This window comes from Streptomyces sp. NPDC002671 (genome assembly GCF_053592475.1).
In genome coordinates this window covers 99,536-126,433 of record NZ_JBSFVU010000003.1, presented here as the reverse complement: position 1 = coordinate 126,433, position 26,898 = coordinate 99,536, and the positions used below count along the sequence as shown (strand labels likewise).

At 72.1% G+C, this 26,898-nt stretch carries 22 protein-coding genes and 2 tRNA genes; 19 read left to right on the top strand and 5 right to left on the bottom strand.

What is annotated here, in order from left to right; all coding sequences use genetic code 11:
- The first annotated feature begins 155 nt into the window (after positions 1-155).
- A complete protein-coding gene (locus ACWD35_RS05410) occupies positions 156-866 on the top strand; it encodes a DUF2637 domain-containing protein (RefSeq protein WP_451349819.1) in 711 nt (236 codons plus the stop codon).
- Between the two features lie 12 nt (positions 867-878).
- On the opposite strand, the gene ACWD35_RS05405 is transcribed toward ACWD35_RS05410, so the two are convergent.
- On the bottom strand, positions 879-1,775 hold the full coding sequence (locus tag ACWD35_RS05405; protein ID WP_451349818.1) for a bifunctional DNA primase/polymerase: 897 nt from the start codon (positions 1,773-1,775) through the stop codon (positions 879-881).
- Between the two features lie 365 nt (positions 1,776-2,140).
- Here ACWD35_RS05405 and ACWD35_RS05400 point away from each other — a divergent pair, with 365 nt between their 5' ends.
- The 8 genes from ACWD35_RS05400 (at position 2,141) to ACWD35_RS05365 (ending at position 9,917) form a co-directional block, all read left to right on the top strand.
- Positions 2,141-2,455 (top strand): hypothetical protein, encoded by a 315-nt coding sequence (locus tag ACWD35_RS05400; protein ID WP_451349817.1) that lies wholly within the window; start codon positions 2,141-2,143, stop codon positions 2,453-2,455.
- Between the two features lie 203 nt (positions 2,456-2,658).
- Positions 2,659-3,810 (top strand): acyl-CoA dehydrogenase family protein, encoded by a 1,152-nt coding sequence (locus ACWD35_RS05395; protein ID WP_451349816.1) that lies wholly within the window; start codon positions 2,659-2,661, stop codon positions 3,808-3,810.
- The gene (locus ACWD35_RS05390; protein WP_451349815.1) at positions 3,807-4,781 is read left to right on the top strand and encodes a bifunctional MaoC family dehydratase N-terminal/OB-fold nucleic acid binding domain-containing protein; all 975 of its coding nucleotides are present in this window, start codon (positions 3,807-3,809) and stop codon (positions 4,779-4,781) included. Before ACWD35_RS05395 ends, ACWD35_RS05390 begins: the two co-directional genes overlap by 4 nt.
- Before the next feature lies 1 nt (position 4,782).
- Entirely contained in the window at positions 4,783-5,814 is a 1,032-nt protein-coding gene (locus ACWD35_RS05385; RefSeq protein ID WP_451349814.1) for an acyl-CoA dehydrogenase family protein, read from the top strand.
- 16 nt (positions 5,815-5,830) lie between these two features.
- Positions 5,831-6,226, top strand: coding sequence for a MaoC family dehydratase (locus ACWD35_RS05380; protein WP_451350061.1), 396 nt, complete (start codon positions 5,831-5,833; stop codon positions 6,224-6,226).
- Entirely contained in the window at positions 6,223-7,389 is a 1,167-nt protein-coding gene (locus tag ACWD35_RS05375; RefSeq protein WP_451349813.1) for a lipid-transfer protein, read from the top strand. The genes ACWD35_RS05380 and ACWD35_RS05375 overlap by 4 nt, the downstream gene beginning before the upstream one ends.
- Positions 7,390-7,547: 158 nt before the next feature.
- Positions 7,548-8,105 (top strand): SigE family RNA polymerase sigma factor, encoded by a 558-nt coding sequence (locus ACWD35_RS05370; protein ID WP_451349812.1) that lies wholly within the window; start codon positions 7,548-7,550, stop codon positions 8,103-8,105.
- Between the two features lie 135 nt (positions 8,106-8,240).
- Positions 8,241-9,917 (top strand): long-chain fatty acid--CoA ligase, encoded by a 1,677-nt coding sequence (locus ACWD35_RS05365; RefSeq protein WP_451349811.1) that lies wholly within the window; start codon positions 8,241-8,243, stop codon positions 9,915-9,917.
- Positions 9,918-10,064: 147 nt separating this feature from the next.
- Here ACWD35_RS05365 and ACWD35_RS05360 read toward each other — a convergent pair whose 3' ends face one another.
- The gene (locus ACWD35_RS05360) at positions 10,065-11,336 is read right to left on the bottom strand and encodes an MFS transporter (protein ID WP_451349810.1); all 1,272 of its coding nucleotides are present in this window, start codon (positions 11,334-11,336) and stop codon (positions 10,065-10,067) included.
- Positions 11,337-11,451: 115 nt separating this feature from the next.
- Between ACWD35_RS05360 and ACWD35_RS05355 the strand changes: the two genes are divergently transcribed.
- Positions 11,452-12,033, top strand: coding sequence for a TetR family transcriptional regulator (locus ACWD35_RS05355; protein WP_451349809.1), 582 nt, complete (start codon positions 11,452-11,454; stop codon positions 12,031-12,033).
- A 46-nt stretch (positions 12,034-12,079) separates the two neighbouring features.
- On the opposite strand, the gene ACWD35_RS05350 is transcribed toward ACWD35_RS05355, so the two are convergent.
- Both ACWD35_RS05350 and ACWD35_RS05345 read right to left on the bottom strand, forming a co-directional pair.
- Entirely contained in the window at positions 12,080-16,435 is a 4,356-nt protein-coding gene (locus ACWD35_RS05350) for a PAS domain-containing protein (protein WP_451349808.1), read from the bottom strand.
- Positions 16,436-16,671: 236 nt separating this feature from the next.
- On the bottom strand, positions 16,672-17,145 hold the full coding sequence (locus ACWD35_RS05345) for an SSI family serine proteinase inhibitor (protein WP_451349807.1): 474 nt from the start codon (positions 17,143-17,145) through the stop codon (positions 16,672-16,674).
- Between the two features lie 175 nt (positions 17,146-17,320).
- Between ACWD35_RS05345 and ACWD35_RS05340 the strand changes: the two genes are divergently transcribed.
- Together ACWD35_RS05340 and ACWD35_RS05335 are read left to right on the top strand one after the other, a co-directional pair.
- Positions 17,321-17,411, top strand: a tRNA-Ser gene (locus tag ACWD35_RS05340).
- 205 nt (positions 17,412-17,616) lie between these two features.
- Positions 17,617-17,689, top strand: a tRNA-Arg gene (locus ACWD35_RS05335).
- A 390-nt stretch (positions 17,690-18,079) separates the two neighbouring features.
- Here ACWD35_RS05335 and ACWD35_RS05330 read toward each other — a convergent pair.
- Positions 18,080-18,301 carry a hypothetical protein gene (locus ACWD35_RS05330; RefSeq protein WP_451349806.1) on the bottom strand — a complete coding sequence of 74 codons (222 nt, stop codon included), beginning with the start codon at positions 18,299-18,301 and terminating at the stop codon, positions 18,080-18,082.
- Between the two features lie 210 nt (positions 18,302-18,511).
- Between ACWD35_RS05330 and ACWD35_RS05325 the strand changes: the two genes are divergently transcribed.
- The 7 genes from ACWD35_RS05325 to ACWD35_RS05295 all read left to right on the top strand — a co-directional run bounded on the left by ACWD35_RS05325 (position 18,512) and on the right by ACWD35_RS05295 (position 26,845).
- Entirely contained in the window at positions 18,512-19,528 is a 1,017-nt protein-coding gene (locus tag ACWD35_RS05325) for a DNA-directed RNA polymerase subunit alpha (RefSeq protein ID WP_451349805.1), read from the top strand.
- Positions 19,529-19,605: 77 nt separating this feature from the next.
- The gene (locus ACWD35_RS05320; RefSeq protein WP_451349804.1) at positions 19,606-20,478 is read left to right on the top strand and encodes a DUF2797 domain-containing protein; all 873 of its coding nucleotides are present in this window, start codon (positions 19,606-19,608) and stop codon (positions 20,476-20,478) included.
- A 96-nt stretch (positions 20,479-20,574) separates the two neighbouring features.
- Complete coding sequence (locus ACWD35_RS05315) at positions 20,575-20,931, top strand: antibiotic biosynthesis monooxygenase family protein (RefSeq protein ID WP_451349803.1); 357 nt, start codon at positions 20,575-20,577, stop codon at positions 20,929-20,931.
- A gap of 115 nt (positions 20,932-21,046) precedes the next feature.
- Complete coding sequence (locus tag ACWD35_RS05310; protein ID WP_451349802.1) at positions 21,047-21,787, top strand: response regulator transcription factor; 741 nt, start codon at positions 21,047-21,049, stop codon at positions 21,785-21,787.
- The gene (locus ACWD35_RS05305) at positions 21,784-23,412 is read left to right on the top strand and encodes a HAMP domain-containing sensor histidine kinase (protein ID WP_451349801.1); all 1,629 of its coding nucleotides are present in this window, start codon (positions 21,784-21,786) and stop codon (positions 23,410-23,412) included. Before ACWD35_RS05310 ends, ACWD35_RS05305 begins: the two co-directional genes overlap by 4 nt.
- A gap of 14 nt (positions 23,413-23,426) precedes the next feature.
- On the top strand, positions 23,427-24,698 hold the full coding sequence (locus ACWD35_RS05300; RefSeq protein ID WP_451349800.1) for a glycosyltransferase: 1,272 nt from the start codon (positions 23,427-23,429) through the stop codon (positions 24,696-24,698).
- Positions 24,695-26,845: an ArnT family glycosyltransferase gene (locus tag ACWD35_RS05295; RefSeq protein WP_451349799.1), complete on the top strand. Its 2,151-nt coding sequence runs from the start codon at positions 24,695-24,697 to the stop codon at positions 26,843-26,845. Before ACWD35_RS05300 ends, ACWD35_RS05295 begins: the two co-directional genes overlap by 4 nt.
- Positions 26,846-26,898 lie beyond the last annotated feature (53 nt).

The window sequence follows — 26,898 nt, the reverse complement described above, 5'->3', positions numbered from 1 at the left end:
AACTCATATGGGTTGACTAACAACGGAAGCATTTCCGGCTTATCGGATGATTTTCTGAATGAGATCAGGGCGATGAGAACCGAACGTGTACCGGCGCGGCCGTCCGGGGTCCGTGCTCTAGACGGAACGATCTGAAAAGGGCATGGAAGAAACAGATGGACTGGTACAACGACCGAACGAACTTCTACAGCCCGCAACACCCTCTGACGACTGAGTACGGGACACTGCACCCCTACGACAGTGTCCCCTTCCCCGCCCAGCAGCCCTGGGACGACGCGATGCTGGACGCCACGCTGAGCCGCCAGAACCTGGATGAGGAACTCACCCAGATGCTGTCCACGGTGTCGAGCCCGAACCCGCCTCCCGCCTCGGTGGACCAACCGCTCCGCAGAAGCGACCGGCGGCGTATGCGGTCGAAATCGCACTTCTTGAGGGGCGATCAGCGCATCTCCCAGGTGACGGTCCTGTTCGCCATTATCTCGGTGTGTGCGGCGTGCCTGCTGGCTTGGTCCGTCACCTATACCTATGGCCAGCTCCGCACGATCGCCGAGTTCGTATTGCCCCCGAATATGGCCCAATGGTGGCCGCTCACGGTGTACGGTCCGTGGTTCGTCGCGGCTCTCTCGATTCTCCGGGCGACCGTTCAGCACCAGCCCGCGAACCGCTCCTGGGGTGTCCTCCTCGCCACCTCGGCCATGGCGGTGGCCCTGTGCGTCAGTCACTCGTCCCGCTCCATGCTGGCGTTCGTGACGCTCGGAATTCCACCGGTCACGTCCCTGGTGTGCTTCTGGGAACTCGTCGGCCAGGTTTCCTCCAGGCAGGGCGTCCGGAGAGGGGCGCACGCGCAGCAGCGTTCCAAGACATGAGGACCGGCCCTCTCACGGGCGGTGCCCTGTCATCCTGGCCGCCGACGCGATCGTCGCCCGTGCCTCGCGTTCGGTCAGGCCGGTGTTGAGGGCCGCCTCGATCAGCGGGGTGACCAGGGCCGGGCCGATGCCGTTCTCGTAGGCGCGGCACGCCGCCCAGAACAGGCGGGTGTTGCGCTGGCCCTCGTGCGCGGTCAGGACGAAGTGGACCAGGCCCCGGCCGTGGTCGCCGGGCGGCGCAGGTGGCGGTGTCGGCGTCGGTGGCGAGGTCCGGTGCGGGGTGCGTGGCGGCGGCAGGAGCAGGCGCAGGAGGGCCGGCGGGCACGGTGCCGGGGGCAGGTGCGCGGTGCCCGGGGCGGTGGCGTAGACGCCGTGGTCGGTGCGGGAGCCGGGGCCGACGAGGTAGCCGCCGGCGCCCCGGATGTCGATGCCGGGAGCCAGCCGGCCGGCCGAGTTGGGGACGACGACGTCCGGCGGGCCGGTCAGCCACAGGTGGCGGCCACCGCTCGGGGTGATGACGACGACCGTCTCGGGGATCGTGAACAGGTGCCGCAGGGCCAGTTCGCGCAGGGCGGCCGAGGAGTCCGTGGCCGACTTGGTGTCGAGGTCGACGCCGATCAGGTGGTGCGGGGGCAGCCCGCAGGCGATGCCGTAGCCGGTGGCCCAAGGGGCGGCGGCGAAGAGTTCGCGGATGCGGACCGGGTCGGCCGAGGCGTCGTACACACCGTGGCCGAAGCGACCGCATTCGCCGCGGCAGGGCGGCCGTGCCGGGTCGGGGTCGTCGCGGTGGGGGGAGCGCAGGGCCGGGAGCTTCGTCCGGGACAGGGGGATGACGGCCAGTCCGCGTTCGGCGGCTGACAGGGCGTGTGCGAGGGCCAGCGTCGTGGCCTGCCGGTCGGTGGTGGCCATGGCTTCATTTTCGTACGCACGTTCGAAAATGGGAAGGGGGCCGGTGTCGACGCGCCGGGAGCGGGGGCCTTGGCCGGAACGGCGACGGAACGGTTCACCTCTTGTGGCGCTTGGGGATTAAAGGTCCGTCTCGTCCGCTGTTGGGCGTGAAGGGATCAAAAGCGGCGTTGGGGGTTTAGCGACTTGTCATCACGCTTGCGTGGGAATCGGGGCTTCCCGGGGGGTCCGCCGGGGATCCGGTGGGCAACTCTGGACTCGCGACGTCGTCCACAACAGCTCAGGCGGTCGGCCAACTGCCTTGGCGCAAGCCGTAGTTCATGTACTTCCGGCCTTAGGGCCCGAGTGCTGGTTCTGGAGGAACAAACATGGCAAGCATCCGTACCGCCCGCGTTCTCGCCGTCGTTTCCGCTCTCCCGCTCGCAGCCGCCCTCTTCACCGGCGTCGCAGCCGCGGACAACGGCGCCTTCGCGGACGACGGATCGAACGCGGGTGTGTCGAGCATCATCGGCAGCGGGGTCGGTCACAACAACAACGGCAACTCGTCCACCACCCAGCAGAACGCGGTCGGCTCCGGCGCCTCGAACCAGAGCAACACGGCTCAGGTGAAGGGCTCCGCCTGGACGGCCATCCAGCAGGGCAACGACAACGTCGCCATCAACTTCACCCACCTGTGGTGGTGAGCCTCGGCTGAGGTCCCTCGTGGGGAGGGCCCTCGTGGGGTGTGCTTCGGGGTCGTAAGGCGACTGCGCGGCGGTGCTTCGGCGCCGCCGCGCAGTCGTTTGCCGGCCGCGGGTTCCGGGGCGGCCCACCTTGACACTCCCTGATATCTGACGGACAGTCAGAAACTGTTTCTGTCAGGTCCGCGAGGCCGGGAGGTCCCGTCGTGCACCTCGCTCCCACCGAACGGCAGCAGTGCCTGCGCGCCGAACTCCGCGCCTACTTCCGGTCTTTGATGCACGAAGGACGTGCACACGACGACGGGCGCGCCCTGTTGCGCCGCATCGGCGCCGACGGCTGGCTGGGACTGGGCTGGCCGGTCGCGTACGGCGGCCAGGGGCGCGGTGCCGACGAGCAGTTCGTGTTCTTCGACGAGGCCTACCGGGCGGGCGCCCCCGTCTCGATGGTTACGCTCAACACCGTCGGGCCCACCCTCATGACGTACGGCAGCGAGGAGCAGAAAGCCCGCTTCCTGCCCCGCATCCTCAGCGGAGAACTGGTCTTCGCGATCGGCTACAGCGAGCCCGGCGCCGGCACCGACCTCGCCGCGCTGCGGACCCGGGCCGTACGGGAGGGCGACGGGTGGCGGATCGACGGGCAGAAGATCTTCACCTCGGGCGCCCAGCACGCCGACTGGATCTGGCTGGCCTGCCGCACCGACCCGGACGCGCCCAAGCACCAGGGCATCTCCGTCATCCTCGTGCCGACCGACGCCCCCGGGTTCTCCTGGACGCCGATCGCGACGGTCGGCGGGCAGACGACGACGGCCACCTACTACGACGGCGTCCACGTCCCCGCCGGGAACCTGGTCGGCGCGGAGAACGGGGGCTGGTCCCTCATCACCAGCCAGCTCAACCACGAGCGGGTCGCCCTCGCCGCGACCGGGATGCAGGCCGAGGAGTTCCACGCCGCCGCGCTCGCCGCCGCCCGTACCCCCGATCCGGTGACGGGCAGGCGCCGCATTGACGAGCCGTGGGTGCGGTTTCGGGCGGCCGAAGCCCATGCCCGTCTGGCGGCATCACGCCTGCTCAACTGGCGTCTGGTGGGGGATGTGGCGGCCGGTCGGACAGCCCCGGGAGACGCCAGCGCGGTGAAAGTCGCGGGAACGGAATCGGCTGTCGCGACGTATCGCATGTGTCAGGAGATCGCCGGAGACGCGGCACTGATCCGCTCCGGTTCGCCGGGGGTGTTCGGGGACGGCGAGCTGGAGCGGCTCAACAGGGCGGCACAGATCAACACGTTCGGGGGCGGGGTGAGCGAGGTGCAGCGGGAGATCGTCGCGACGATGCGGCTCGGGCTGGCGAGGGGGCGACGGTGAGCGTCCTCGGGGTGGAGCCGGACGGGCTGGAGGCGCGGCTCAAGACGTTCGAAGGGCGGCCGGCCGTCGTCGCCGGGGCGGGCAAGGACCCGGTCAACGCGCCCATGATCCGGCACTGGTGCGAGGCGCTGGGCGACACCAACCCGGCGTACGCGGGCCCGGACGCCGTCGCCCCGCCCACCATGCTCCAGGTGTGGACGATGGGCGGCCTCGCGGGCCACGAGGGCCGCACGGACGCCTACGACGAACTCCTCGGCCTGCTGGACGAGTCGGGCTGTACGTCCGTGGTGGCCACCGACTGCGAGCAGGAGTATCTGCGGCTCCTGCGGCCGGGCGACGAGGTCACCTTCGACGCGGTGATCGAGTCCGTCTCCGACCGCAAGACGACGAAGCTGGGCACGGGGTACTTCGTCACGACCCGCATGGACGTACGGGTGGACGGCGAGCTTGTCGGCACGCACCGCTTCCGCATCCTCAAGTACGCCCCGGCCCGTGCCGGATCGCCGGCCCACCGGGAACCCACGGTCCAGCCCGGAACCCGGGCCCGGCGTCCCCGGCCGGTGGTCAACCGGGACAACGCCGGGTTCTGGCAGGGCGTCGCCGAGCAGCGGCTCCTCATCCAGCGCTGCACCGGCTGCGGCACCCTGCGCCACCCCTGGCTGCCCGGCTGCAACGCCTGCGGCTGCCTGGACTGGGACACGGTCGAGGCGAGCGGCGCGGGCACGGTCCACTCGTACGTGGTGATGCACCACCCGCCCTTCCCTGCCTTCGAGCCCCCTTACGCGGTCGGCCTGATCGAACTCGCCGAGGGCGTGCGGATGGTGAGCAACGTGGTCGGGGTGCCGTACGACAAGGTGCGCATCGGCCTGCCGGTGCGGGTGGAGTTCCGGACCTACGACAACGACGGGGACGGGGGCGAGGACGGCGCGCTGGTCCTTCCCGTCTTCCGGGTCGTCGAAGGCGAGGGCTGACATGGACTTCACGCCCACCGAGGCCCAGGCCGAGGCCCGGGACCTGGCCGCGCGGATCTTCGACGACCTCGCCACCCACGAGCGGCTCACGGCCGCCGGCCGCGGCAGCGACCCGGAGCTGTTCAAGGCCCTGTGCGGGGCGGGCCTGGTCGGCGCGGCGGCGGACCTGGGCCTGCTCGGGCTCGTGCTGCTCCTGGAGGAACAGGGGCGTACGACGGCCCAGGTGCCGTACGCGACGACGTGCGTGTACGGCCTGCTGGCGGTCGCCGCGCACGGCACCCCGGAGCAGCGGGAGCGGCTGCTGCCGGGCATCGAGGACGGCTCGGTGGTGGTGAGCGGGGCGTTTCCGGCGCAGGGGGGCGTGCGGGCCGCCGCGCCGGGCGGACTGACCGGCACCGTCCCTGCCGTCCCCTGGCTGCGCGACGCCACACATGTGCTCGTCGCCGACGCGGACCGGCGGCTGTGGCTGGCCCCGCTCGGCGAGGGCGCCGGGGTCACCCCGGTCGAGCTGACGGCCCCTTGGTCGGCGGGGCGGCTCACCCTCGACCGCGCACCGGCGGAACCCCTCGGCGGTCCGGGCACCGGTGCCTACGCCGATGTCCTGGCCACCGCCCGCACCGCCTTCGCCGGGCTCCAGGCCGGGGTGTGCGCGGGAGCGCTGGCGCGGGCCGTGGCGCATGTGAACACCCGGGAGCAGTTCGGGCGCCCGCTGGCCACCCGGCAGGCCGTCCAGCTCCGCGCCGCCGACGCCCACCTGGACACCGAGGCGATCCGGGTGACGGCGTACGAGGCCGCCTGGCGGCGGGACGCGGGGCTGCCGTACGCCACGCATGCGCTGACCGCCGCCTGGTGGGCGTCCGAGGCCGGGCAGAGAGTCGTCCACACCGGTCAGCATCTGCACGGCGGGGCGGGAGCCGATGTCGGTCATCCGGTGCACCGGCACTTCCTGTGGGGGCGGCAGCTGGACGCCTATCTGGGCTGTGGGAGCGAAGTACTCCAGGAACTGGGGGAGTTGATCGCCGATGGGGAGTGACAGGAGGGCGGCGGCGCTGCGGGCGGGCGCCGAGCTGCCGCCGCTGGAGATCCCGGTCACGCGCACGCTGATCGTCGCCGGGGCGATCGCGTCGCGCGACTACCAGGACGTGCACCACGACGCGGAACTGGCCCGGCAGAAGGGGTCTCCGGACGTCTTCATGAACATCCTGACGACGAACGGCCTCGTCGGCAGATACGTCACGGACCACTTCGGCCCGACGGCGGTGCTCCGCAAGGTCGGCATCCGGCTCGGGGCGCCCAACTATCCGGGGGACACGATGGTGTTGACGGGACGGATCGAGGAGGTCGACGGGGACACGGCGACGGTGCGGGTGATCGGGGCCAACGCCATCGGCCGGCATGTCACCGGCACCGTGACGGTCGTTCTTCCCGGCGGAGGCGCGTCATGAGCGTGCGCACCCGGGACTCCCTCGGCGGGCGGGCCGCCGTCGTCGGGATCGGGGCCACCGAGTTCTCCAAGGACTCCGGGCGCAGCGAGCTGCGGCTGGCGGTGGAGGCGGTGCGGGTGGCGCTGGACGACGCGGGGCTGACACCGGCGGACGTCGACGGCCTGGTGACGTTCACGATGGACACGAGCCCCGAGATCACGGTGGCCCAGGCCTGCGGGATGGGCGAGCTGTCGTTCTTCTCCCGGGTCCACTACGGCGGCGGAGCGGCCTGCGCGACCGTCCAGCAGGCGGCGCTCGCGGTGGGGACGGGCCTGGCCGAGGTGGTGGTCTGCTACCGCGCCTTCAACGAGCGCTCGGGCCGCAGGTTCGGCGCGGGCGTGCGGCACCGGGAGCCGTCGGCGGAGGGCGTGGCGCTCGGCTGGGCGCTGCCGTTCGGGCTGCTCACCCCGGCCTCCTGGGTGGCGATGGCGGCCCAGCGCTACCTGCACACGTACGGGCTGACCCCGGAGGTGTTCGGGCACGTGGCCGTGGCGGACCGCAGGTACGCGGCGACCAACCCGGCGGCGTACTTCCACGGCCGGCCGATCACCCTCGCCGACCACGCGGCGTCCCGCTGGATCGTGGAGCCGCTCAGACTGCTGGACTGCTGCCAGGAGACCGACGGCGGCCAGGCCCTGGTGGTCACCTCCCTGGAGCGGGCCCGGGACCTGCCGCAGCCGCCCGCGGTGATCGCGGCGGCGGCGCAGGGCGCGGGCCGGGCCCAGGAGCAGATGACCAGCTTCTACCGGGACGACCTGGCGGGCCTGCCGGAGATGGGCGTGGTGGCCCGCCAGCTCTGGCGCACCTCCGGGCTCGGGCCGGCCGACATCGACGTGGGGATCCTGTACGACCACTTCACCCCGTTCGTGCTGATGCAGCTGGAGGAGTTCGGGTTCTGTGGAAAGGGGGAGGCGGCGGACTTCGTGGCCGCGGAGGGGCTGCCCCTCAACACGCACGGGGGCCAGCTCGGGGAGGCGTATCTGCACGGGATGAACGGGGTGGCGGAGGCGGTGCGGCAGCTGCGGGGCACGGCGGTGAACCAGATACCCGGGGCGGCGCGGACCCTGGTGACGGCCGGTACCGGGGTGCCGACGTCGGGCCTGGTCCTGGCGGCGGACGGCTGAGCCTCCTCGGGGGCGCCTCGGGGTGGAACCCGGAGGCGGCCCGGACTGCCGTCCACCTTCAGGAGGTGTAGCCGGCCCCACCCCTACAACCTGAGGGGGACTCCGCTTCGGGACCTGCGGCCGATCCGCCGCCGGCGGGCCGCTCCTAGCGTGGAGCCATGACCACACCCGTCTGCACCAGCGCCTCGGCCGCCGCCGCACCCGCGCGGCAGACCCCGTCGTACCCGTCGTTCGCTTCGTACGTGAGGGCCCGCCAGCCGGTCCTGCTGCGTACCGCGCGCTCGCTCACCGCGAACCCGTGCGACGCCGAGGATCTGCTGCAGACCGCGCTGGCGAAGACGTACGTGGCCTGGGAGCGGATCGAGGACCACCGGGCGCTGGACGGCTATGTGCGCCGGGCGTTGCTGAACACGCGGACCTCGCAGTGGCGCAAGCGCCGGGTGGAGGAGTTCGTCTGCGACGAGCTGCCCGAGCCGGAGCCCGTGCCCGGCGACGACGACCCGGCCGAGCGGCAGGCGCTGCACGACGCGATGTGGCGGGCGGTCATGAAGCTCCCGGCACGGCAGCGGGCGATGGTCGTCCTGCGGTACTACGAGGACCTCAGCGAGGCCCAGACCGCCGAGGTGCTCGGGGTGTCGGTGGGCACGGTGAAGTCGGCGGTGTCCCGAGCGCTGGGCAAGCTGCGGGAGGACCCCGAGCTGGGGCTCGCGCGCTGAGGCGGGGCAGGGGCGGCTTTCCCGGGGCCTGCGGACATTCCGAACGGTACGTGACGTGATGCATCGTCCGGACCTAGTGACATACCGCTTGGTATGCGCGCAGAATCAGCCCATCCCCCTACCACCGAGTAGGCAGTGCCGCCCCGGGAGGACTCCGTGCTGAGCACCATGCAGGACGTACCGCTGACCGTCACCCGCATCCTCACGCACGGAATGACCGTGCACGGACGCTCCCAGATCGTCACCTGGACCGGGGAGGCCGAGCCGCAGCGGCGCAGCTTCGCCGAGGCCGGGGCACGCGCGGTGCAGCTGGCGAATGCCCTGCGGGACGAGCTCGGCATCCTCCCGGATGATCGGGTTGCAACGCTGATGTGGAACAACGCTGAGCACGTCGAGACGTACTTCGCGATCCCGTCCATCGGCTCGATCCTGCACACGCTCAACCTGCGGCTGCCCGCCGAACAGCTGGCCTGGGTCGTCAACCACGCCGCCGACCGCGTGATCATCGTCAACGGCTCGCTGCTCCCCCTGCTCGCGCCGCTGCTGCCCAAGATGGCCACGGTGGAGCACATCGTGGTCTCGGGCCCCGGTGACCGCACTCTCCTCGACGGCGCCGCCGCGCAGGTGCACGAGTACGAGGAGCTGATCGCGGGCCGCCCGACCACCTTCGACTGGCCGGAGCTGGACGAACGCCAGGCCGCCGCCATGTGTTACACCTCCGGCACCACCGGCGACCCCAAGGGCGTGGTGTACAGCCACCGCTCGATCTACCTGCACTCCATGCAGGTCAACATGACCCAGTCGATGGGGCTGACCGACAGCGACACCTCCCTCGTCGTGGTCCCCCAGTTCCACGTCAACGCCTGGGGCCTGCCGCACGCGAGCTTCATGACCGGCGTCAACCTGCTGATGCCGGACCGGTTCCTGCAGCCGGCCCCGCTCGCCGAGATGATCGAGGCCGAGAAGCCGACCCACGCGGCGGCCGTCCCCACCATCTGGCAGGGCCTGCTCGGCGAGCTCACCGTCCGCCCCCGCGACGTCTCCTCCCTCGGCCAGGTCACCATCGGCGGCTCGGCCTGCCCGCCCTCCCTGATGACGGCCTTCGACGAGCTCGGCATGCGGGTCCGCCACGCCTGGGGCATGACGGAGACCTCCCCGCTCGGCACGGTGTGCCGTCCGCCGGCCCACGCGCTCGGCACCGACGAGGAGTTCGCCTACCGCCTCACCCAGGGTCGCTTCCCGGCCGGCGTCGAGGCCCGGCTGACCGGCCCCGGCGGCGAACGCCTGCCCTGGGACGGCGAGTCGGCGGGCGAGCTGGAGGTGCGCGGCAACTGGATCGCGGGCGCCTACTACAACGGCCCCGGCGCCGAACCCCTGCGCCCCGACGACAAGTTCAGCGAGGACGGCTGGCTGAAGACGGGCGACGTGGGCACGATCTCCCCGGACGGTTTCCTCACCCTCACCGACCGCGCCAAGGACGTCATCAAGTCCGGCGGCGAGTGGATCTCCTCGGTCGAGCTGGAGAACGCGCTGATGTCCCACCCGGACGTCGCCGAGGCCGCCGTGGTCGCCGTACCGGACGAGAAGTGGGGCGAGCGCCCGCTGGCCACGGTCGTCCTCAAGGAGGGTGCCGGCGCCGACTTCCTGAGCCTGCGCGCCTTCCTCGCCGAGGAGGGCCGCATCGCCAGGTGGCAGCTCCCCGAGCGCTGGACGATCGTCGAGTCGGTCCCGAAGACGAGCGTGGGCAAGTTCGACAAGAAGGTGCTGCGCCGGCAGTACGCGGACGGCGAGCTGGAGATCACCACGCTCTGAGCCGCCTTCTGAGCCGCCTTCTGAGCCACCTTCTGAGCCGCCTTCTGAACCACGTTCTGAAGCACGGTCACAGCCGTACGGGCGCCCCGCTCACCACCGTGGCGGGGCGCTTCGCTCGTCTCCGTCGGGGACTCATCCGTACGGGACTCATCGCCGTACCCGGCGCCCCGCCCCCACGGCCGTGCTCGCCCAGCCCAGCAGCAGCCACACGCCGGCCACCGCGCACACCCCGCTCCACCCCCAGTGGTCGTACGCCGGCCCGGCCAGGGCGGAGGCGACGGCGCCGCCCGCGAAACTCGCCACCATGTAGGCGGTGTTGGCGGTCGCGGGGGTGTCGGTGGTGGTGAGGGCGAGGGTCTGGTTGGCGATGAGGGAGGCGACCAGGCCCGCGTGGAGCAGGACCGCGCCCGCGAACAGCGCGGCGAGCGCGTGCCCGCCGAGCCAGAACAGCGGGACGCAGACGGCGGAGAGCAGGTAGGCGGAGCGGACCACCTTCGCGGCGCCGAAGCGGTCCACGAGCCCGCCCGCGAGCGGCGCCACCGCGCTCGCCGACAGCCCGAACAGGCCGAACAGCCCGGCCGTGGCGGTCGACAGGCCGTACCGGGGGCCGGTCAGCAGCAGCGCCAGCGAGGTCCACAGGGCGCTCCACGCGCCGTACATCCCGGCCTGCCGGACGCAGGCGCGCCACAGGTCGGGCGAGCGGCGGACGAGGCCCGGCAGGGCGGTCAGCCCGGCGAACAGCGGGACGTTGCGGCGCGGGCGGTCCTCCCGGGGCAGGGCCCGGGCGGTGGCCAGGCCCAGCAGCGCGGTCAGGACGGCGGCGCCGGCCAGCACCACCCGCCAGCCGTACGCCTGCCCGATCAGCCCGCCGAGGACGCGGGCGGCGACGATGCCGACGAACAGCCCGGCGATGACGGCGGCGACATGGCGGGCCCGCCGGTCGGCGGGGGCGCGGGCGGCCACCAGCGGGACCAGCAGCTGCGGTACGACGGTGGCCGCGGAGGCCACCAGGACGGCGGCGGCCAGCGCGGTGGTCCCGGTCGCCGCGGCTCCGGCCGCGAGCGCGGCGGCGGCGACCAGCGAGAGGACGCCGACCAGGCGCCGCCGGTTGAGGCTGTCGCCGAGCGGGGCGAAGAAGAGGAGGCCGGCCGCGTAGCCGAACTGGGCGACCGAGGCGATCCAGGCCACCCCGGAGGGCGTCGCGCCGAAGCTGCGGGCGATCAGCGGGAGCAGCGGGGCGGCGAGATAGATGTTCGCGGCGGTGACCGCGGTGCAGAGGGCGATGAGGGCGAGGAGGAGGCCGGGGTTGCCGGAGCCTCGGCCCGTGCGGGTCCCGGCGTACGGCCGGACCTCACGGACCTCACGAGTCCCCTGTACCCCACGGACCTCATGTGTGGCGGTGACGGATGTCTGCGGCATGAGCATTCCCAACTAACTGGTTGGTTGCTTGTCTGCCGGACAGTCTGCGTCGCCCTCCCGATCGGTGTCAACCAAATAGTTGGTTACTTGCCGTGCCGGGTCCTACCCTGTCCCCATGGCAGCAGTCAGGGACCCCGAGGCCACCAAGGCCCGTATCTTCGACGCGGCGGTCGCCGAGTTCGCCCAGCACGGCATCGCGGGCGCCCGCATCGACCGCATCGCCGCCGCGGCCAAGGCCAACAAGCAGTTGATCTACGCCTACTTCGGCAACAAGGCGGAACTGTTCACCCAGGTCCTCGGCAGGTGCATGGTCGACCTGGCCGCCGCCGTGCCCGTCGACCCCGACGACATCGAGGGCTGGGTCGACCACCTCCTCGACTACCACGCCTCCCATCCCGAGCTGCTGCGCCTGCTCTTCTGGGAGGGCATCGAGTACGGCACCGCCGAACTGCCCGACGAGGCGCAGCGCCAGGACCACTACGCCCGCAAGGTCGCCGCGATCGAGGACGGCCAGGCCCGGGGCGTCGTCACGGACGCGATCCCGCCCGGCGACCTGCTGTTCCTGATCGTCGCCATGACCAACTGGATCGCCGTCGTACCGCAGATGGGCCGCATCATCACGGGCGCCGAGGACACCGACCGCGCCCGCCTGCGGGCCTCGATCAAGGAGGCGGCCCGCAGGCTGGTGGCCAGGTAACAGGCCCTGGTCGGAGCCCTGGTACTCCAGCCGTCCGGCTGGAGTACTAGTTCGTACCGATGCGGGCGAGCAGGTCGACGATCCGCGACTGCACCTCGGCGCTGGTGGACCGCTCGGCGAGGAACAGCACGGTCTCGCCCGAGGCCAGCCGGGGCAGGTCGGCGGGGTCGACGGCGGCGGTGTAGACGACCAGCGGGGTGCGGTTGAGCTGCCCGTTCGCGCGCAGCCAGTCCACGATCCCGGCCTGCCGCCGGTGCACCTGCATCAGGTCCATCACGACGAGGTTCGGCCGGAACTGCCCCGCGAGCGTCGCCGCGTCGGCGTCGCTCGCGGCCCGCGCCACCTGCATTCCGCGCCGCTCCAGCGTCGCGGTCAGCGCCAGCGCGATCTCCGCGTGCTCCTCGATGAGCAGGACGCGCGGCGGGTGCTGCTCGCTGTCCCGCGGCGCCAGCGCCTTGAGGAGCACGGCCGGATCGGCGCCGTACGCGGCCTCGCGCGTCGCCTGCCCGAGCCCGGCCGTGACCAGCACCGGCACCTCGGCGGCGACCGCCGCCTGGCGCAGCGACTGCAGGGCCGTACGCGTGATGGGCCCGGTCAGCGGGTCCACGAACAGCGCGGCGGGGAAGGCCGCGATCTGCGCGTCGACCTCCTCGCGCGAGTGCACGATGACGGGCCGGTAGCCGCGGTCGCTCAGCGCCTGCTGGGTCGTCACGTCCGGCGCGGGCCACACCAGCAGCCGGCGCGGGTTGTCCAGCGGCTCCGGGGGCAGCTCGTCGTCCATCGGCTGCGGGCGCGGGGTGTCCGCGACCTCGACGGCCCCGCCGGGACCGTCCAGCGGCTCGGGCCCCTCGGCGGCGTCCGCGTCCGGGGCGCCTATGGCGTACGACCGTCCGGCGCCCTCGGTGCCGGGGGCGCCCGGGACGAGCAGCGCCTGACCGGCGAGGGACGGCTGCGCGGGCATCGGCTGCGCGGGCGGCTGCTCGGCCGACGGATGCGGACGGGCCTCCTGCTCCTGCTGTGGCTGTGCCTCCGGGCGGCCGGCCGGGTCGGGCGGTGTGCCCAGCTTGCGGCGGCGGCCGGAACCGTTCGGCGCGTGCGGGGGCGGGGTCGCCGTCGGCTGCTGCGCCTGCGCGGCCTGCCGCGCGAACGGCACACCCTGCCCCAGCGTGCGCACGCTGATGGCCCGGCCCTGGGTCGAGTTCGGGTCGATCACGGCTGCCGCGGCGGCCTCGGCGGGCAGCGGCTGAGCGGCCCGCGGCGGCTGGACACCGGCGTGCTCCGGCGGGAGCGGGGTGCCCGGTGCCGGGGTGGCGGGTGCCGCCTGGGGGGCGTGCGCGGCCTGCGGGGCCGGGGGTACGGGGGTGCCCGCGCCCGGGGTCTCGTCGGCACCGGGCCACTGCTGCGGGACGGTGGCCGCGGGGGTACCGGCGGCCGGAGTCGGCACGCCCTGCGCCGCCGGGACCGCCTGGGCCTCCGAGGGCAGTGGCTGGGCGCCGCCCAGGGTGCCCGCGGCCGGGGTGGGCTGTCCGGCCGGGGGCACGGGTACGCCCTCGGCCGGGGTGCCCTGCGCGGACACGGCGGCCGGAGGGACGGCGGTCGGGGGGACGGCGGTCGGGGGGACGGCGGTCGGGACGGGGACGCCCTGCCCGACCGTGCCCTGCGCCGGGACGCCGTGGACCGGGGTCGCCTGACCGGCGGGGGCCGGAGCCGTCGCCGGAGCCGGCTCCGGCAGACCCTGCGGGGCGACCGGCTGCGCGACCTCCGTCGGCTGGGCCACCGCCCGGCGGCGTCGGCCGGTCGGGGCGCTGGTGGGATGCGGCTGCGGCGGGGTGTGGTCCTCGGCCTGGTCGAGCGGTACGGCGTCGTGCCGCCCGTCGTCACCGGGGACGTGCTCGACGGCCACCGGCAGCTGCGCGGGCACCGGCACCGCCTGACCGGCCGGACCGGCTCCCTGAGGCAGCTCCGCCGCCATGCCCGTCGCCGCGTCCGCGGACTGCGGTGAGCGGTCGGCCTCGGCCGGCGGCAGGGCGAAGACCGGACGCGGGCCGGCCGCCTCCTGGACCGCGGCACGCTCGGCCGCGGCGGCCAGCGCACGACGGCGCCGTCCGGTCGGCTGGCCACCCTCGGCCGGCACGGGCTCCGCACCCGGCCCGGCGGCGGGCAGCGCGGGCGGCAGGGCGGCCTGCGGTGCGTCGGAGTCGCGGCGGGCACGCCGTCCCGTGGGGGCGGGCACGCCCTGCGGCGGCACGGCGCCGCCGAGTCCCGTACCGGCCGCGGCGGTTCCCGCGGCATGCTCGGCCGCGGTCACGACGGCACCTTCGGCCGCCGTACCGTCGTCGCTGCTGTTACTGCTGTTACTGCTGTTACTGCCGTTCTCGTCGCGGGAGCCGCCGCCCTCGGCGGACCGCCCGCGCCGTCGCCCGGTCCCGCCGGACGTCTCGGTGGCAGCCTCGCCGTCCGCGCCCGGAAGGGCCCCGTGAAGGGTTGCCTGCGGCAGCTCTTCGGCCGTCGCCCCGGCCCGCCTGCGGCGCCGCCCGGTCGGTACGGCCGCCTCCGACTCGCCGCCCTCGGACCCGCCCGGAACCTCGCTCTCCAGGAAGGCGTCCGTGGAGGCCCGCCGGCCGCGCCGACGTCCGCCACCGGTGCCCTGCCCGGCCGCGGCGGTGCCCTCGGCCGGAGTCTCGTCGTGCGCGCTGCCGTCCTGGCTCCGGTCGGCGCCCGCCCCCGCGGAAACGGCCCCGGCCCCGCCGCCGAGCGGCACTTCCAGGACGTACGCGCTGCCGCTCATGCCCGGCACCTCGTGCGTCTGGAGCACCCCGCCGTGGGCGCGGACGATGCCGCGCACGATCGGCTCGTGGACCGGGTCTCCCCCGGCGTACGGCCCGCGCACCTCGATCCGCGCGACCTCGCCGCGCTGGGCCGCCGCGACCACGACGGTGTTGTCCAGGTAACCGCCCGCGGAGACGGGCGAGTTGCCGGTCGCGTCGACACCCGCCACATCCGCCACGAGATGCGCGAGCGCGGTGGCGAGCCGCTGCGGGTCGACCTCGGCCTCGATGGGCGGCGCGTGCACGGCGAACTGCACCCGCCCCGGCCCGATCAGCTCGACGGCCCCCTCCACACCGGCGGCGACGACGGCGTCCAGCATCACCTTCGTACGGGTGACGTCCTCCGCGCCCGCGTCGAGGCGCTGGTAGCCGAGGACGTTGTCGATGAGGGTGGTGATGCGGGAGTACCCCGCGGAGAGGTGGTGCAGCACCTGGTTGGCCTCGGGCCACAGCTGCCCGGCGTCGTCCGCGGCCAGGGCTGACAGCTCGCGCCGCAGCTGGTCGAGCGGGCCGCGCAGCGACTGCCCGAGCAGCGTCAGGAGCTGCTCGTGCCGCCCGGCGAGGGCGTCGTAGCGGTCCTTCTCGCGCTCGGCGAGCGAGGCGTACCGCTCCTCGCCGGCCGCGAGCTCCTCCTGGTGCTGCTCGCGCAGCTCCTCGGCCTCGGCGACGTGCTGCTGGCGCAGCGCGGTGAGGTCGGAGGCGTGTTCCTCGGAGAGCCGCTCCAGCTCGTCGGCGTGCGCCTTCTCCAGCGCGGCCTTCTCGTCGGCGAGGGTGTCGTACGGCCGCCGGTCGGCGAAGGTCATCACGGCGCCGACGAGCTGGTCGCCGTCGCGCACCGGCGCGGTCGTCAGGTCGACCGCGACCTTCTCCCCGCCCTTGGAGAACAGCACCTGCCCGCGCACCCGGTGCTTGCGCCCGGAGCGCAGGGTGTCGGCGAGCGGCGACTCCTCGTACGGGAAGGGGGACCCGTCGGCGCGCGAATGCAGCACGAGGGCGTGCAGTTCCTTGCCGCCCAGCTCACCGGCCCGGTAGCCCAGTATCTGAGCGGCGGCCGGATTGACGAGCACGATCCGCCCGTCGGTGTCGGTCCCCACGACGCCTTCGGAGGCGGCCCGCAGGATCATCTCGGTCTGCCGCTGTGAGCGGGCCAGCTCGGCCTCGGTGTCGACGGTCCCGGACAGGTCCCGGACGACGATCATCAGCAACTCGTCGCCGGTGTAGCCGTAACCGTCGTACGCCTGCTGCCCGTTCTCCAGGTTCGCGCTGGTGACCTCGACCGGGAACTCGGAGCCGTCGGTCCGCCGCGCGATCATCCGGGTGGGCTTGGTCCGCCCGTGCGGGTCCATGTGATCGGGCCGCCGCATGGAGCCCGGGATCAGCCGCGAGTCGAACTGCGGCAGCAGATCGAGCAGCCCGCGCCCGACGAGCGCCGTGCCCGGCGCCTCGAAGGCTTCCAGCGCGATGGTGTTGGCGTTGACGACGGTTCCGTTGGCGTTGACCAGGACCAACGCGTCCGGCAGCGCGTCGAGTATGGCTGCGAGGCGAGCAGCGCCTCGGGATGGCCTGCTGCTCACGAGACGCTTCCTCCCTGTTACCGCACCTTGCCGACCGCTCGGGCCATCTTGCCAACCGGCCCGCGAGCTGTCACGCGAGGGAGTCTAAGGGCATGAGTTGCGCTCGCGACGCCGGATGCGGGAGAGGTCCCACGACGAAGTGAAGGCGAACACGTGACCGTATGCTCCGGCGCGCCGACGGTTCCCCCAGACCTTCGCGGGACCTCTACGGCACCGCCCGTTCCGTCATGAACCGGCTACGTGGGTGAACCGAGCGAAGGCAGCAAAGGCACCATCCGGTCCCACCGCCCGATCTCGCAGCCGTTGCTGCGGTCGTACGTCGCGTCGACCGGGCGTCCCGCCCAGGTGCCGGTGACGCGGGCGGTGGCCGGTCCGCCGTAGAGCATGGTGCACTCGGTTCCGGGGGCCACCGGGGCGAAGGTGTCCCGCCCCCACCGAGTGTTCGCGTCGAGGAGGCGGCAGGCCCCCGCCACATCGGGGTGCCGCCCGCCTTCCGGATGACAGAACACCTCGTACGTCCCGTTCCCCCGCCCCGCCCCCGCGTGCTGGACGACGACAGTGAGGTGATCACCGGAGCCCGGCCCGGCGGCAGCGGCTGCGGGTACGGCACCCAGGGCGCCGCCGGCACCGAGGACACCGAGCGAACCGGCGAGGGCCGCGACGAGGCCCCGGGACGACGAGGCGATGGACCGCGACAGCGCAGAAGTCATGCCGTGCCCAACGCGCACCCGCAGCGAACGTTCCGCCGCCCCCGCGACTGGCCGGGGGAAGCCCTTTGCCCTGTGGCCTTCCTCCCTAGTACCGTGGGGGGCGATTGGTGACACCGCACTAGACTGTGTCATCATCTGCACGCACCAATCGCGCGCTCGCGTGAGCGGTTGTGCTGGAGGCGTCGCCTAGTCCGGTCTATGGCGCCGCACTGCTAATGCGGTTTGGGCCTTAAAGCCCATCGAGGGTTCAAATCCCTCCGCCTCCGCACCTGATCCCGAAGCCCCGGTCCCCAGGACCGGGGCTTCGGCGTTCCCGGGCTCGATGGGTCCCAGATGGGTCAGGTCCGCGTTTTCGCAGGTCACAAGGGGTGTGCGGATCGGATTTCACATGACGGCGGCAGTCATGTAATGTTCTTCCTGTCGCCGGGACGGGCCGAAAGGCCGGGAACGGAGACAAAAACAAAAGAACAAGCACTCGTAGCTTAACGGATAGAGCATCTGACTACGGATCAGAAGGTTGCAGGTTCGAATCCTGCCGAGTGCACAACAGATCAGAGGCCCTGTGGAGTGATCCACAGGGCCTCTGGCTTTTGCCTTGACGGCAGTTCCATGAGGAGAGGTTCGGCCACGGGATTGCACCGGAGACGGCCCGCGGCCAGGTGTCCGGGCCGCGGCGCGCGTGGGAACTAAGCGGCCTCGGGTTACGCCGCACGCATGCCCCAGGCGGGCTCCTGCACCTCCTCAGGCAGGAAGGCCTCGTCTTCCCCGAAGTCCGGGGCCTGGAAGGGGTTTGTCGTCGGAGGCGGCGATGCCGGAGTGGCACAGCGGGACTGCCCTTCCAGGGCAGAGAACAGCGACGTCAGATTGATGAGAGGTCTCGCTTTCGTTGCAGGTCCCTGAAGGGGCCTGGCGTGCCGTGACCGGGCACAGCGGTCTATAGCTTGGTCATCTTGGCGTACGGGCTCAAGATCCGCACTTGCTCCGAGCCGAAATCCACGAGTGCCGCGATTCCGTCCTCGATGCCGATCACCCGGCCGAGGCCGTACACGTCGTGTGTGACCTGGTCACCCACGGCGAAGTGCTTCGGAGCCGACGTGACCGGGGCCTTGAAGGGGCTGGTGGGCAAGTGACGCTTCGGTGCAGCAGGCTTTGTCATTGCCCCCAGTATGCGCCTACGAACCGCCCTGGTGGCTACCTCGCTGATCGGTTGACTCCACTCCGGCAAGAGCTGAACCTGCCGACCGGCCCGCAGGCAGACGGGTGGGGCCGGGCGGTTCGGCTTCGTGAGGAGGCCGCACCGCCCTTACCCTTCGGAGACCACGGCGTCAGATAGCGGGCGTCCACGAAAGAAGGATCTGATCCACACATGCTGATCGCTCAGCGTCCCTCGTTGACCGAAGAGGTCGTCGACGAGTTCCGCTCCCGGTTCGTGATCGAGCCGCTGGAGCCGGGCTTCGGCTACACCCTCGGCAACTCCCTCCGCCGTACGCTCCTGTCCTCGATCCCGGGTGCCGCTGTCACCTCGATCCGGATCGACGGTGTCCTGCACGAGTTCACCACCGTGCCGGGCGTCAAGGAGGACGTCACCGACCTGATCCTCAACATCAAGCAGCTGGTCGTCTCCTCGGAGCAGGACGAGCCGGTCGTGATGTACCTGCGCAAGCAGGGCCCGGGTCTGGTCACCGCCGCCGACATCGCGCCTCCGGCCGGTGTCGAGGTGCACAACCCCGACCTGGTCCTCGCCACGCTCAACGGCAAGGGCAAGCTGGAGATGGAGCTGACCGTCGAGCGCGGTCGCGGTTACGTCTCCGCCGTGCAGAACAAGCAGGTGGGCCAGGAGATCGGCCGTGTCCCGGTCGACTCGATCTACTCGCCGGTGCTGAAGGTCACGTACAAGGTCGAGGCCACGCGTGTCGAGCAGCGCACCGACTTCGACAAGCTGATCGTCGACGTCGAGACGAAGCAGGCCATGCGTCCGCGTGACGCCATGGCGTCGGCCGGCAAGACCCTGGTCGAGCTGTTCGGTCTCGCCCGCGAGCTGAACATCGACGCCGAGGGCATCGACATGGGCCCGTCCCCGACGGACGCCGCCCTGGCCGCCGACATGGCGCTGCCGATCGAGGAGCTGGAGCTCACGGTCCGCTCCTACAACTGCCTCAAGCGTGAGGGCGTCCACTCGGTGGGTGAGCTCCTGGCCCGCTCGGAGGCGGACCTGCTGGACATCCGCAACTTCGGCGCGAAGTCCATCGACGAGGTCAAGGCGAAGCTGGCCGGCATGGGCCTGGCCCTGAAGGACAGCCCGCCCGGATTCGACCCCACCGCCGCCGCCTTCGACGCGGACGACAACGGGGGTACGGGATTCATGGAGACCGAGCAGTACTGAACACAAACGGCCCCCTCGGAGATCGCTCCGAGGGGGCCGTTCGGTACATATTGCCTGGCCATCTACCCTCACAAGTGATGGCACACATGTGGAAGTGCTCGGGACTCCGCTGGACGCCGGACGGCCCCGTGCTGGCGTGGGACGGTGGGCGGCGCAGTGCGCTGTCGTGGGGGAAGCGGGTGGCCTTCGCCGTGCCGGAGGGGGCCGTGCGGCGGTGTGCGGGGGCGCGGGGGCATGTCTGTCCGGTGTCTGCTGCCGTGCCGGGGCGGCGTACGGGGGCCCGGTGCGAGGAGTGTGCGCGGCTGGACCGGGCGCACTCCGTGGCCGCCGACACCATCGCCGACGATCCACGGCCGTACCGCGTCTATCTGGCCTGGTTCGGTCCCGGCATGGTCAAGGTCGGGATCACCGCCGTGGAGCGGGGCCCGGCGCGGCTGCTCGAACAGGGTGCCGTCTGTTTCAGCTGGCTCGGCAGCGGCCCGCTGATGGCCGCCCGCCGTACCGAGGAGCTGCTGCGGGCCGCCCTTCAGGTGCCGGACCGGATCCCGTACGCGGACAAGCGGGCCGTGCGGTCCCAGCTGCCCGGGACGGAGGACGAACGGGCCGCGGAGGTGCGGGCCTTGTACCAGCGTGCCGTCGAACTCGACGCATGGCCCGAATCGTTGCGACGGGAGCCCTGTCTCCCTGTCGATCACGTGCAGGCGTTCGGCCTCGCCGGCACCCCGCGCGCCGCCGGTGCCGTCACCGAACTCGTCGCGGGCGGCTGTGTGGACGGGGAGCTGGTCGCCGCCGCCGGGCCCGATCTGCATCTGGCCGTCGACGGGCGCGGGGTCGTCGTCCTGGACACGCGGCTCATGACTGGCTGGGAGCTGGTGCCCCTGGGCACCCGAGCGGGCCATTTCGCCCTGCCCGTCAGGGAGTTCGTGCAGGAGCAGGACGGTTTGTTCTGATCTCCCGGCCCGAAGGGTCAAGAGTTGGATCCCTTACGGATCCCTTTGGGCAAGGTCCGTGGACCCCGGGGCGGCAGCCGGGTCATCGTGGTCGACATGAGCGAACAGCCTGTTGCCCCTGTCAGTCCCACGCCCACCTTCGAACCCCCTTACTACGCAGTCGTGTTCACCTCCCTGCGCACCGAGAACGACCCCGACGGATACCAGCGCACCGCCGCCCACCTCTCCGGCCTCGTCAAGGACATCCCCGGCTTCCTCGGTGAGGACTTCGCCCACACGCCCGGCGGACTCGCCATCTCCGTCGCCTACTTCCGGGACCTCGCCGGTATCGAGCAGTGGCGCCGCCATCCCGAACACCTCGCGGCCAAGCGGGAGGGGCTGCGGCAGTGGTACGAGCAGTACTCGATCCACATCGCCCGGGTCGAGCACGCCAACGCGTTCCTGCGGGCGTAGTACCCGCGTACGTAAGGGATTGCCAGATGCTCCCTGAGAACCGCCTGTGTGTTTCTCAGGAAATTCACAGACTCGTGAAAGCGTGCTCTCAGAGGATCCCGACAGGGTGTCCACCATGACCACGACCTCGCCCCAGGGGCGCACCGAACTGCTGAGGCCGGACGGGAGCCCCGTCCGCGTGCTTGTGGTGGACGACGAGTTGTCGATCACCGAACTCCTCTCCATGGCCCTCCGGTACGAGGGCTGGCAGATCAGGAGTGCGGGGGACGGGCAGGGTGCCGTGCAGGCGGCCCGCGAGTTCCGGCCAGACGCCGTAGTGCTCGACATGATGCTGCCCGACATGGACGGGCTGGCCGTCCTCGGGCGGCTGCGGCGCGAACTGCCGGACGTGCCCGTCCTCTTCCTCACCGCCAAGGACGCCCTCGAGGACCGTATCGCCGGGCTCACGGCCGGCGGGGACGACTACGTCACCAAGCCGTTCAGCCTCGAAGAAGTCGTCGCACGGCTGCGCGGGCTCATCCGGCGGGCCGGGGCAGCCGACCGGCGGTCGGAGTCCGTGCTCGTCGTCGGGGATCTGACCCTTGATGAAGACAGTCATGAGGTGTCCCGGGGCGGGGAGTCCATCCATCTCACCGCCACCGAGTTCGAACTGCTCCGCTTCCTCATGCGCAACCCGCGGCGCGTGCTCAGCAAGGCGCAGATCCTGGACCGCGTGTGGTCGTACGACTTCGGCGGGCAGGCCAACGTCGTCGAGCTGTACATCTCCTATCTACGGCGGAAGATCGACGCCGGGCGGGAGCCGATGATCCACACCCGGCGCGGAGCCGGTTACCTGATCAAGCCCGCCGTCGCATGAGCGGGCGACGACGGCCGCGTCCGCAGGCGCGCCGGGCGCGACAGCCGCGCACCCTGCTGACCCGGCTCGTCGTCGCGTCCGTGGTGCTGATCGCCGTGGTGTGCGCGGTGATCGGCACCGTGACCACGCTCGCGCTGCGCTCGCATCTTTACGACCAGCTGGACGAAAAGGTCCGCGACATCGCCATGCGCGCGGCGGGCGGCCGGCTCCCGACCCCTGGTGGTATGGAACCAGGCGCCCCGACCGCGCCCCTCTCCCCGTCCAGGACCCGCATCACGCCCAGCGAGTGGATCGAGCACCTCCTCGTCAACGGCCCGACGCAGCCCAGCACCGTCGCGGCGTACGTGAAGAACGGCTCGATCGCCAGCGCCGGCAAGGCCGTGCAGCTGAACGACAGCTACGGCGGGTTCCGCAAGATGGGCACCGTCGACCTCACCGCGGCGCAGCAGCGGGCGCTCGCCAAGGTGCCCAAGGACGGCAAGCCGCACACCGTCGGCCTCCCCGGTCTCGGCGACTACCTCGTCCGGTACAAGGTGAGCTTCGACGGCGCCGACGCCTACTACGTCGCCCTGCCCACCAAGGACGTCGACGACAACATCGACACCCTGATCGTCGTCGAGGTCTGTGTCACCGTGGCGGGCCTGCTCGCCGCCTCCCTCGCCGGCACGGTCATCGTCAGCGTGGCCACCCGCCCCCTGCGCCGGGTCGCCGCCACCGCCACCCGGGTCTCCGAACTCCCCCTGCACACCGGCGAGGTGAACCTCAGCGAGCGGGTCCCGGAGTCCGAGTGCGACCCGCACACCGAGGTCGGCCAGGTCGGTGCCGCGCTCAACCGGATGCTGGAGCATGTGCACGGCGCCCTGCACGCCCGCCAGCAGAGCGAGATGCGGGTACGGCAGTTCGTCGCGGACGCCAGTCATGAGCTGCGGACCCCGCTCGCCTCCATCCGCGGGTATGCCGAGCTGACCCGGCGCGGGCGCGAGCAGGTCGGGCCCGACACGCGGCATGCCCTCGGGCGGATCGAGTCCGAGGCCGGGCGGATGACCCTCCTCGTGGAGGACCTGCTGCTGCTCGCCCGGCTCGACGCCGGCCGGCCGCTCCAGTTCGAGCGGACCGACCTCGTCCCGCTCGTCGTGGACACCGTCAGCGACGCCCGCGCGGCCGGCACGGGCCACAACTGGCGCCTCGAACTGCCCGACGAGCCCGCCCTCGTGACGGCGGACGCGGCACGGTTGCAGCAGGTGCTGGTCAACCTGCTCGGCAACGCCCGCAACCACACCCCGCCCGGTACGACCGTCACCGCGCGGGTGCAGCGGCGCGGGCCCTGGATGTGCGTCGACGTCGAGGACAACGGGCAGGGGATCCCGCCGGACCTGCTGCCGCACGTCTTCGAGCGGTTCGCGCGCGGGGACTCGGCCCGGTCGAGGGCCACCGGCTCCACCGGGCTCGGCCTCGCCATCGTGCAGGCCGTCGCCGCCGCGCACGGCGGCGCCGTGGCCGTGGACAGCGCCCCGGGGCGCACGGTGTTCACCGTCCATCTGCCCGCGCTCGCCCCCGAATCCGACGCGCAACCGCACTCACAGGCACAGCACAGCGCCACCACACGGGCACGACAGGGGGCCTGACGAGAGTCGGTGCCATGCGAACCGACTCTTCTCCCGGCACCCTGCCGGCGCGGGAGCACCTCCCGGCCACAGATGCCGGAACGCCTGTCCTGGACGTAGTGATCCCCGTCTACAACGAGGAGAAGGACCTCCAGCCGTGCGTGCGCAGACTGCACGCGCACCTCATGCGCACCTTCCCCTACGCCTTCCGCATCACGATCGCGGACAACGCGTCCACGGACACCACCCCGCTGGTGGCGGCGCGGCTGGCGGCCGAACTGCCCGAGGTCACCGGCTTCCGGCTGGAGCAGAAGGGCCGGGGGCGCGCCCTCAGGACGGTGTGGTCCGCCTCGGACGCCCCGGTCCTCGCCTACATGGACGTCGACCTGTCCACCGACCTCAACGCCCTGCTGCCGCTCGTGGCGCCGCTGATCTCGGGCCACTCGGACCTGGCGATCGGCTCCCGGCTCGCCCGCGCCTCCCGGGTCGTACGCGGCCCCAAGCGGGAGTTCATCAGCCGGGCCTACAACCTGATCCTGCGCGGCTCGCTGCAGGCCCGCTTCTCCGACGCCCAGTGCGGCTTCAAGGCGATCCGCCGTGAGGTGGCCCAGGTGCTGCTGCCGCTGGTGGAGGACACCGGCTGGTTCTTCGACACCGAGATGCTGGTGCTGGCGGAGCGGGCCGGGCTCAGGATCCACGAGGTGCCGGTCGACTGGGTGGACGATCCCGACTCCACCGTCCACATCGTGAAGACGGCGACGGACGACCTCAAGGGCGTGTGGCGCGTCGGCAAGGCCCTGGCCACCGGTTCGCTGCCGCTGGACCGGCTCACCCGCCCGTTCGGCGACGACCCGCGCGACCGCGAGATCAAGGACGTACCCAAGGGGCTGGCCCGCCAGCTCGTCGGGTTCTGCGTGGTCGGCGGCCTGTCCACGCTGTTCTATCTGCTGCTCTACAGCGGCTTCCGGCAGTTCTCCGGCTCGCAGGTCGCCAACGCGCTCGCGCTGCTCGTGTCGGCGATAGCCAACACCGCCGCCAACCGCCGGCTCACCTTCGGGGTGCGCGGCCGGGGCGGGGCCGTCCGGCATCAGGCGCAGGGGCTGGTCGTCTTCGCCATCGGCCTCGCCCTGACCAGCGGCTCCCTGGCCGCCCTGAGCGGCGCCACCGACCACCCCGCGCACTCCACCGAACTGGCGGTGCTCATCGCCGCCAACCTCGCGGCGACCGTGCTGCGCTTCCTGCTCTTCCGCGCCTGGGTCTTCCCGGACCGGGGCTCTTACGACACCGACCCGGGGGATGCCCGATGACCACGCACTACGACCAGCCGACCACGCCACAGCAGTCGCCGGACGCCCCGCAGGCGCCGGGCTCCGGTGCCCGTCCCGAGGAGCCCCGCTGGGTGCGCCCGGCCTTCCTCGGCCTGCTCGCCGCCACCCTCGTCCTCTACCTCTACGACCTCAGCGCCTCCGGCTACGCCAACTCCTTCTACTCGGCGGCCGTTCAGGCGGGCAGCACGTCCTGGAAGGCGTTCTTCTTCGGCTCGCTGGACGGCGGGAACGCCATCACCGTCGACAAGCCCTCGGCGTTCCTGTGGCCGATGGAGCTGTCGGTACGGATCTTCGGCCTGAACTCCTGGGCGATGCTCGTGCCCGAGGCGCTGATGGGCGTGGGCACGGTGGCGGTCGTGTACGCGTCCGTACGGCGCCGGTTCAGCCCAGTGGCCGGACTGGTCGCGGGCGCGGTCCTCGCGCTCACCCCCGTCGCGGCGCTGATGTTCCGCTTCAACAACCCGGACGCGCTGCTGGCCTTGCTGATGTCGCTGGCCTGCTACTTCGTCGTCCGGGCCGTGGAGGACGGGCGGACGAAGTGGCTGGTGTGGGCCGGTGTCGCGATCGGCTTCGCCTTCCTCGCCAAGACCCTCCAGGCCTTCCTGATCCTGCCGCCGCTGGCGCTCGTCTACGCCGTCTGCGGACCGGTGAAGCTGAGGAAGCGGCTGGTGCAGCTGGGCCTCGCGACCGTCGCGCTCGTGGTGGCGGGCGGCTGGTGGGTCGCGATCGTCGAGCTGTGGCCCGCCGGCTCCCGCCCGTACATCGGCGGTTCGCAGCACAACAGCTTCCTTGAACTGACCTTCGGCTACAACGGCCTCGGCCGCATCAACGGCGACGAGACCGGCAGTGTCGGCGGCGGGGGTGGCGGGGGCGGCAACGGTGCCGGGCGGTGGGGCGCCACGGGCTGGGACCGGATGTTCAGCTCCGAGATCGGCAGCCAGATCTCCTGGCTGCTCCCGGCCGCGCTGATCCTGCTGGTGGCCGGCCTGTGGGCGACCGGCAAGGCACGGCGTACGTCCGTCACGCGCGCCTCGTTCCTGGTGTGGGGCGGCTCGCTGCTGATCACCATGGTGGTCTTCAGCTACATGGCGGGCATCTTCCACCAGTACTACACCGTGGCCCTCGCCCCCTACCTCGCGGCCGTGACCGGCATGGGCGCCGGGCTGCTGTGGGAGCGGCGGAAGGAGACCTGGGCGTCCTTCGCCCTCGCCGCCTCCGTGGTGGCCGCGGCGGTCTGGGGGTACGTCCTGCTCAACCGCACGCCCGACTATCTGCCGTGGCTGAAGTGGCTGGTCCTGACCGGCGGCCTCACGGCGGCGCTCGGCCTGCTCTTCGCGGGCCGCCTCTCCCGTCGACTCGCCCTCGGCACCGCCGCGGTGGGCCTGCTGGCGGCCCTGGCCGGTCCGACGGCGTACACCCTGAGCACGGTGAACTCCGCGCACACGGGCTCGATCCCGACGGCGGGCCCGGCGGGCGCGAGCATGATGGGCTTCGGCGGCGGCCGTCCCGGCGGTGCTCCCGGGGGCAACGGTGGCCCCGGCGGCAACGGCGGCGGGATGCGTGGCGGCTTCGGCGGCGGCATGCCGGGCCAGCAGGGCATGCCGGGCCGGCAGAACGGCAACGGAGGAATGCCCGGCCAGGGCCAGGGCTTCCCGGGTGGTGGCATGCCCGGCCAGAACGGCAACACCTTCCCCGGTAGCCGTATGCAGGGCGAACGCGGCCGTATGGGCATGGGTGCCGGTGGCGCCGGCGGCCTGCTGAACGGCGCGAACGTCAGCTCCGCGGCCAGGAAGCTGCTGGAGCAGGACGCCGGGAAGTACACCTGGGTCGCGGCGGGCATGGGCTCCCAGAACGCCGCGAGCTACCAACTGGCCACCGGCGACCCGGTGATGGCGATCGGCGGCTTCAACGGCACCGACCCGTCCCCGACGCCGGCCCAGTTCAAGAAGTACGTGGCGCAAGGCAGGATCCACTACCTCATCGCGGGCGGCGGCATGGGTGGTGGCATGGGCGGCGGCAACGGCACGTCCTCCCGCATCACCTCGTGGGTCCAGAGCAACTTCAAGAAGGTGACGGTCGGATCGGTCACGTTCTACGACCTGACCCGGCGCACGTCCGGGAGCTGATCCGGAGGAGCCGACAGGCCCTCCCTTCGGTTCGGCCGCCCCTCTAGCATCGT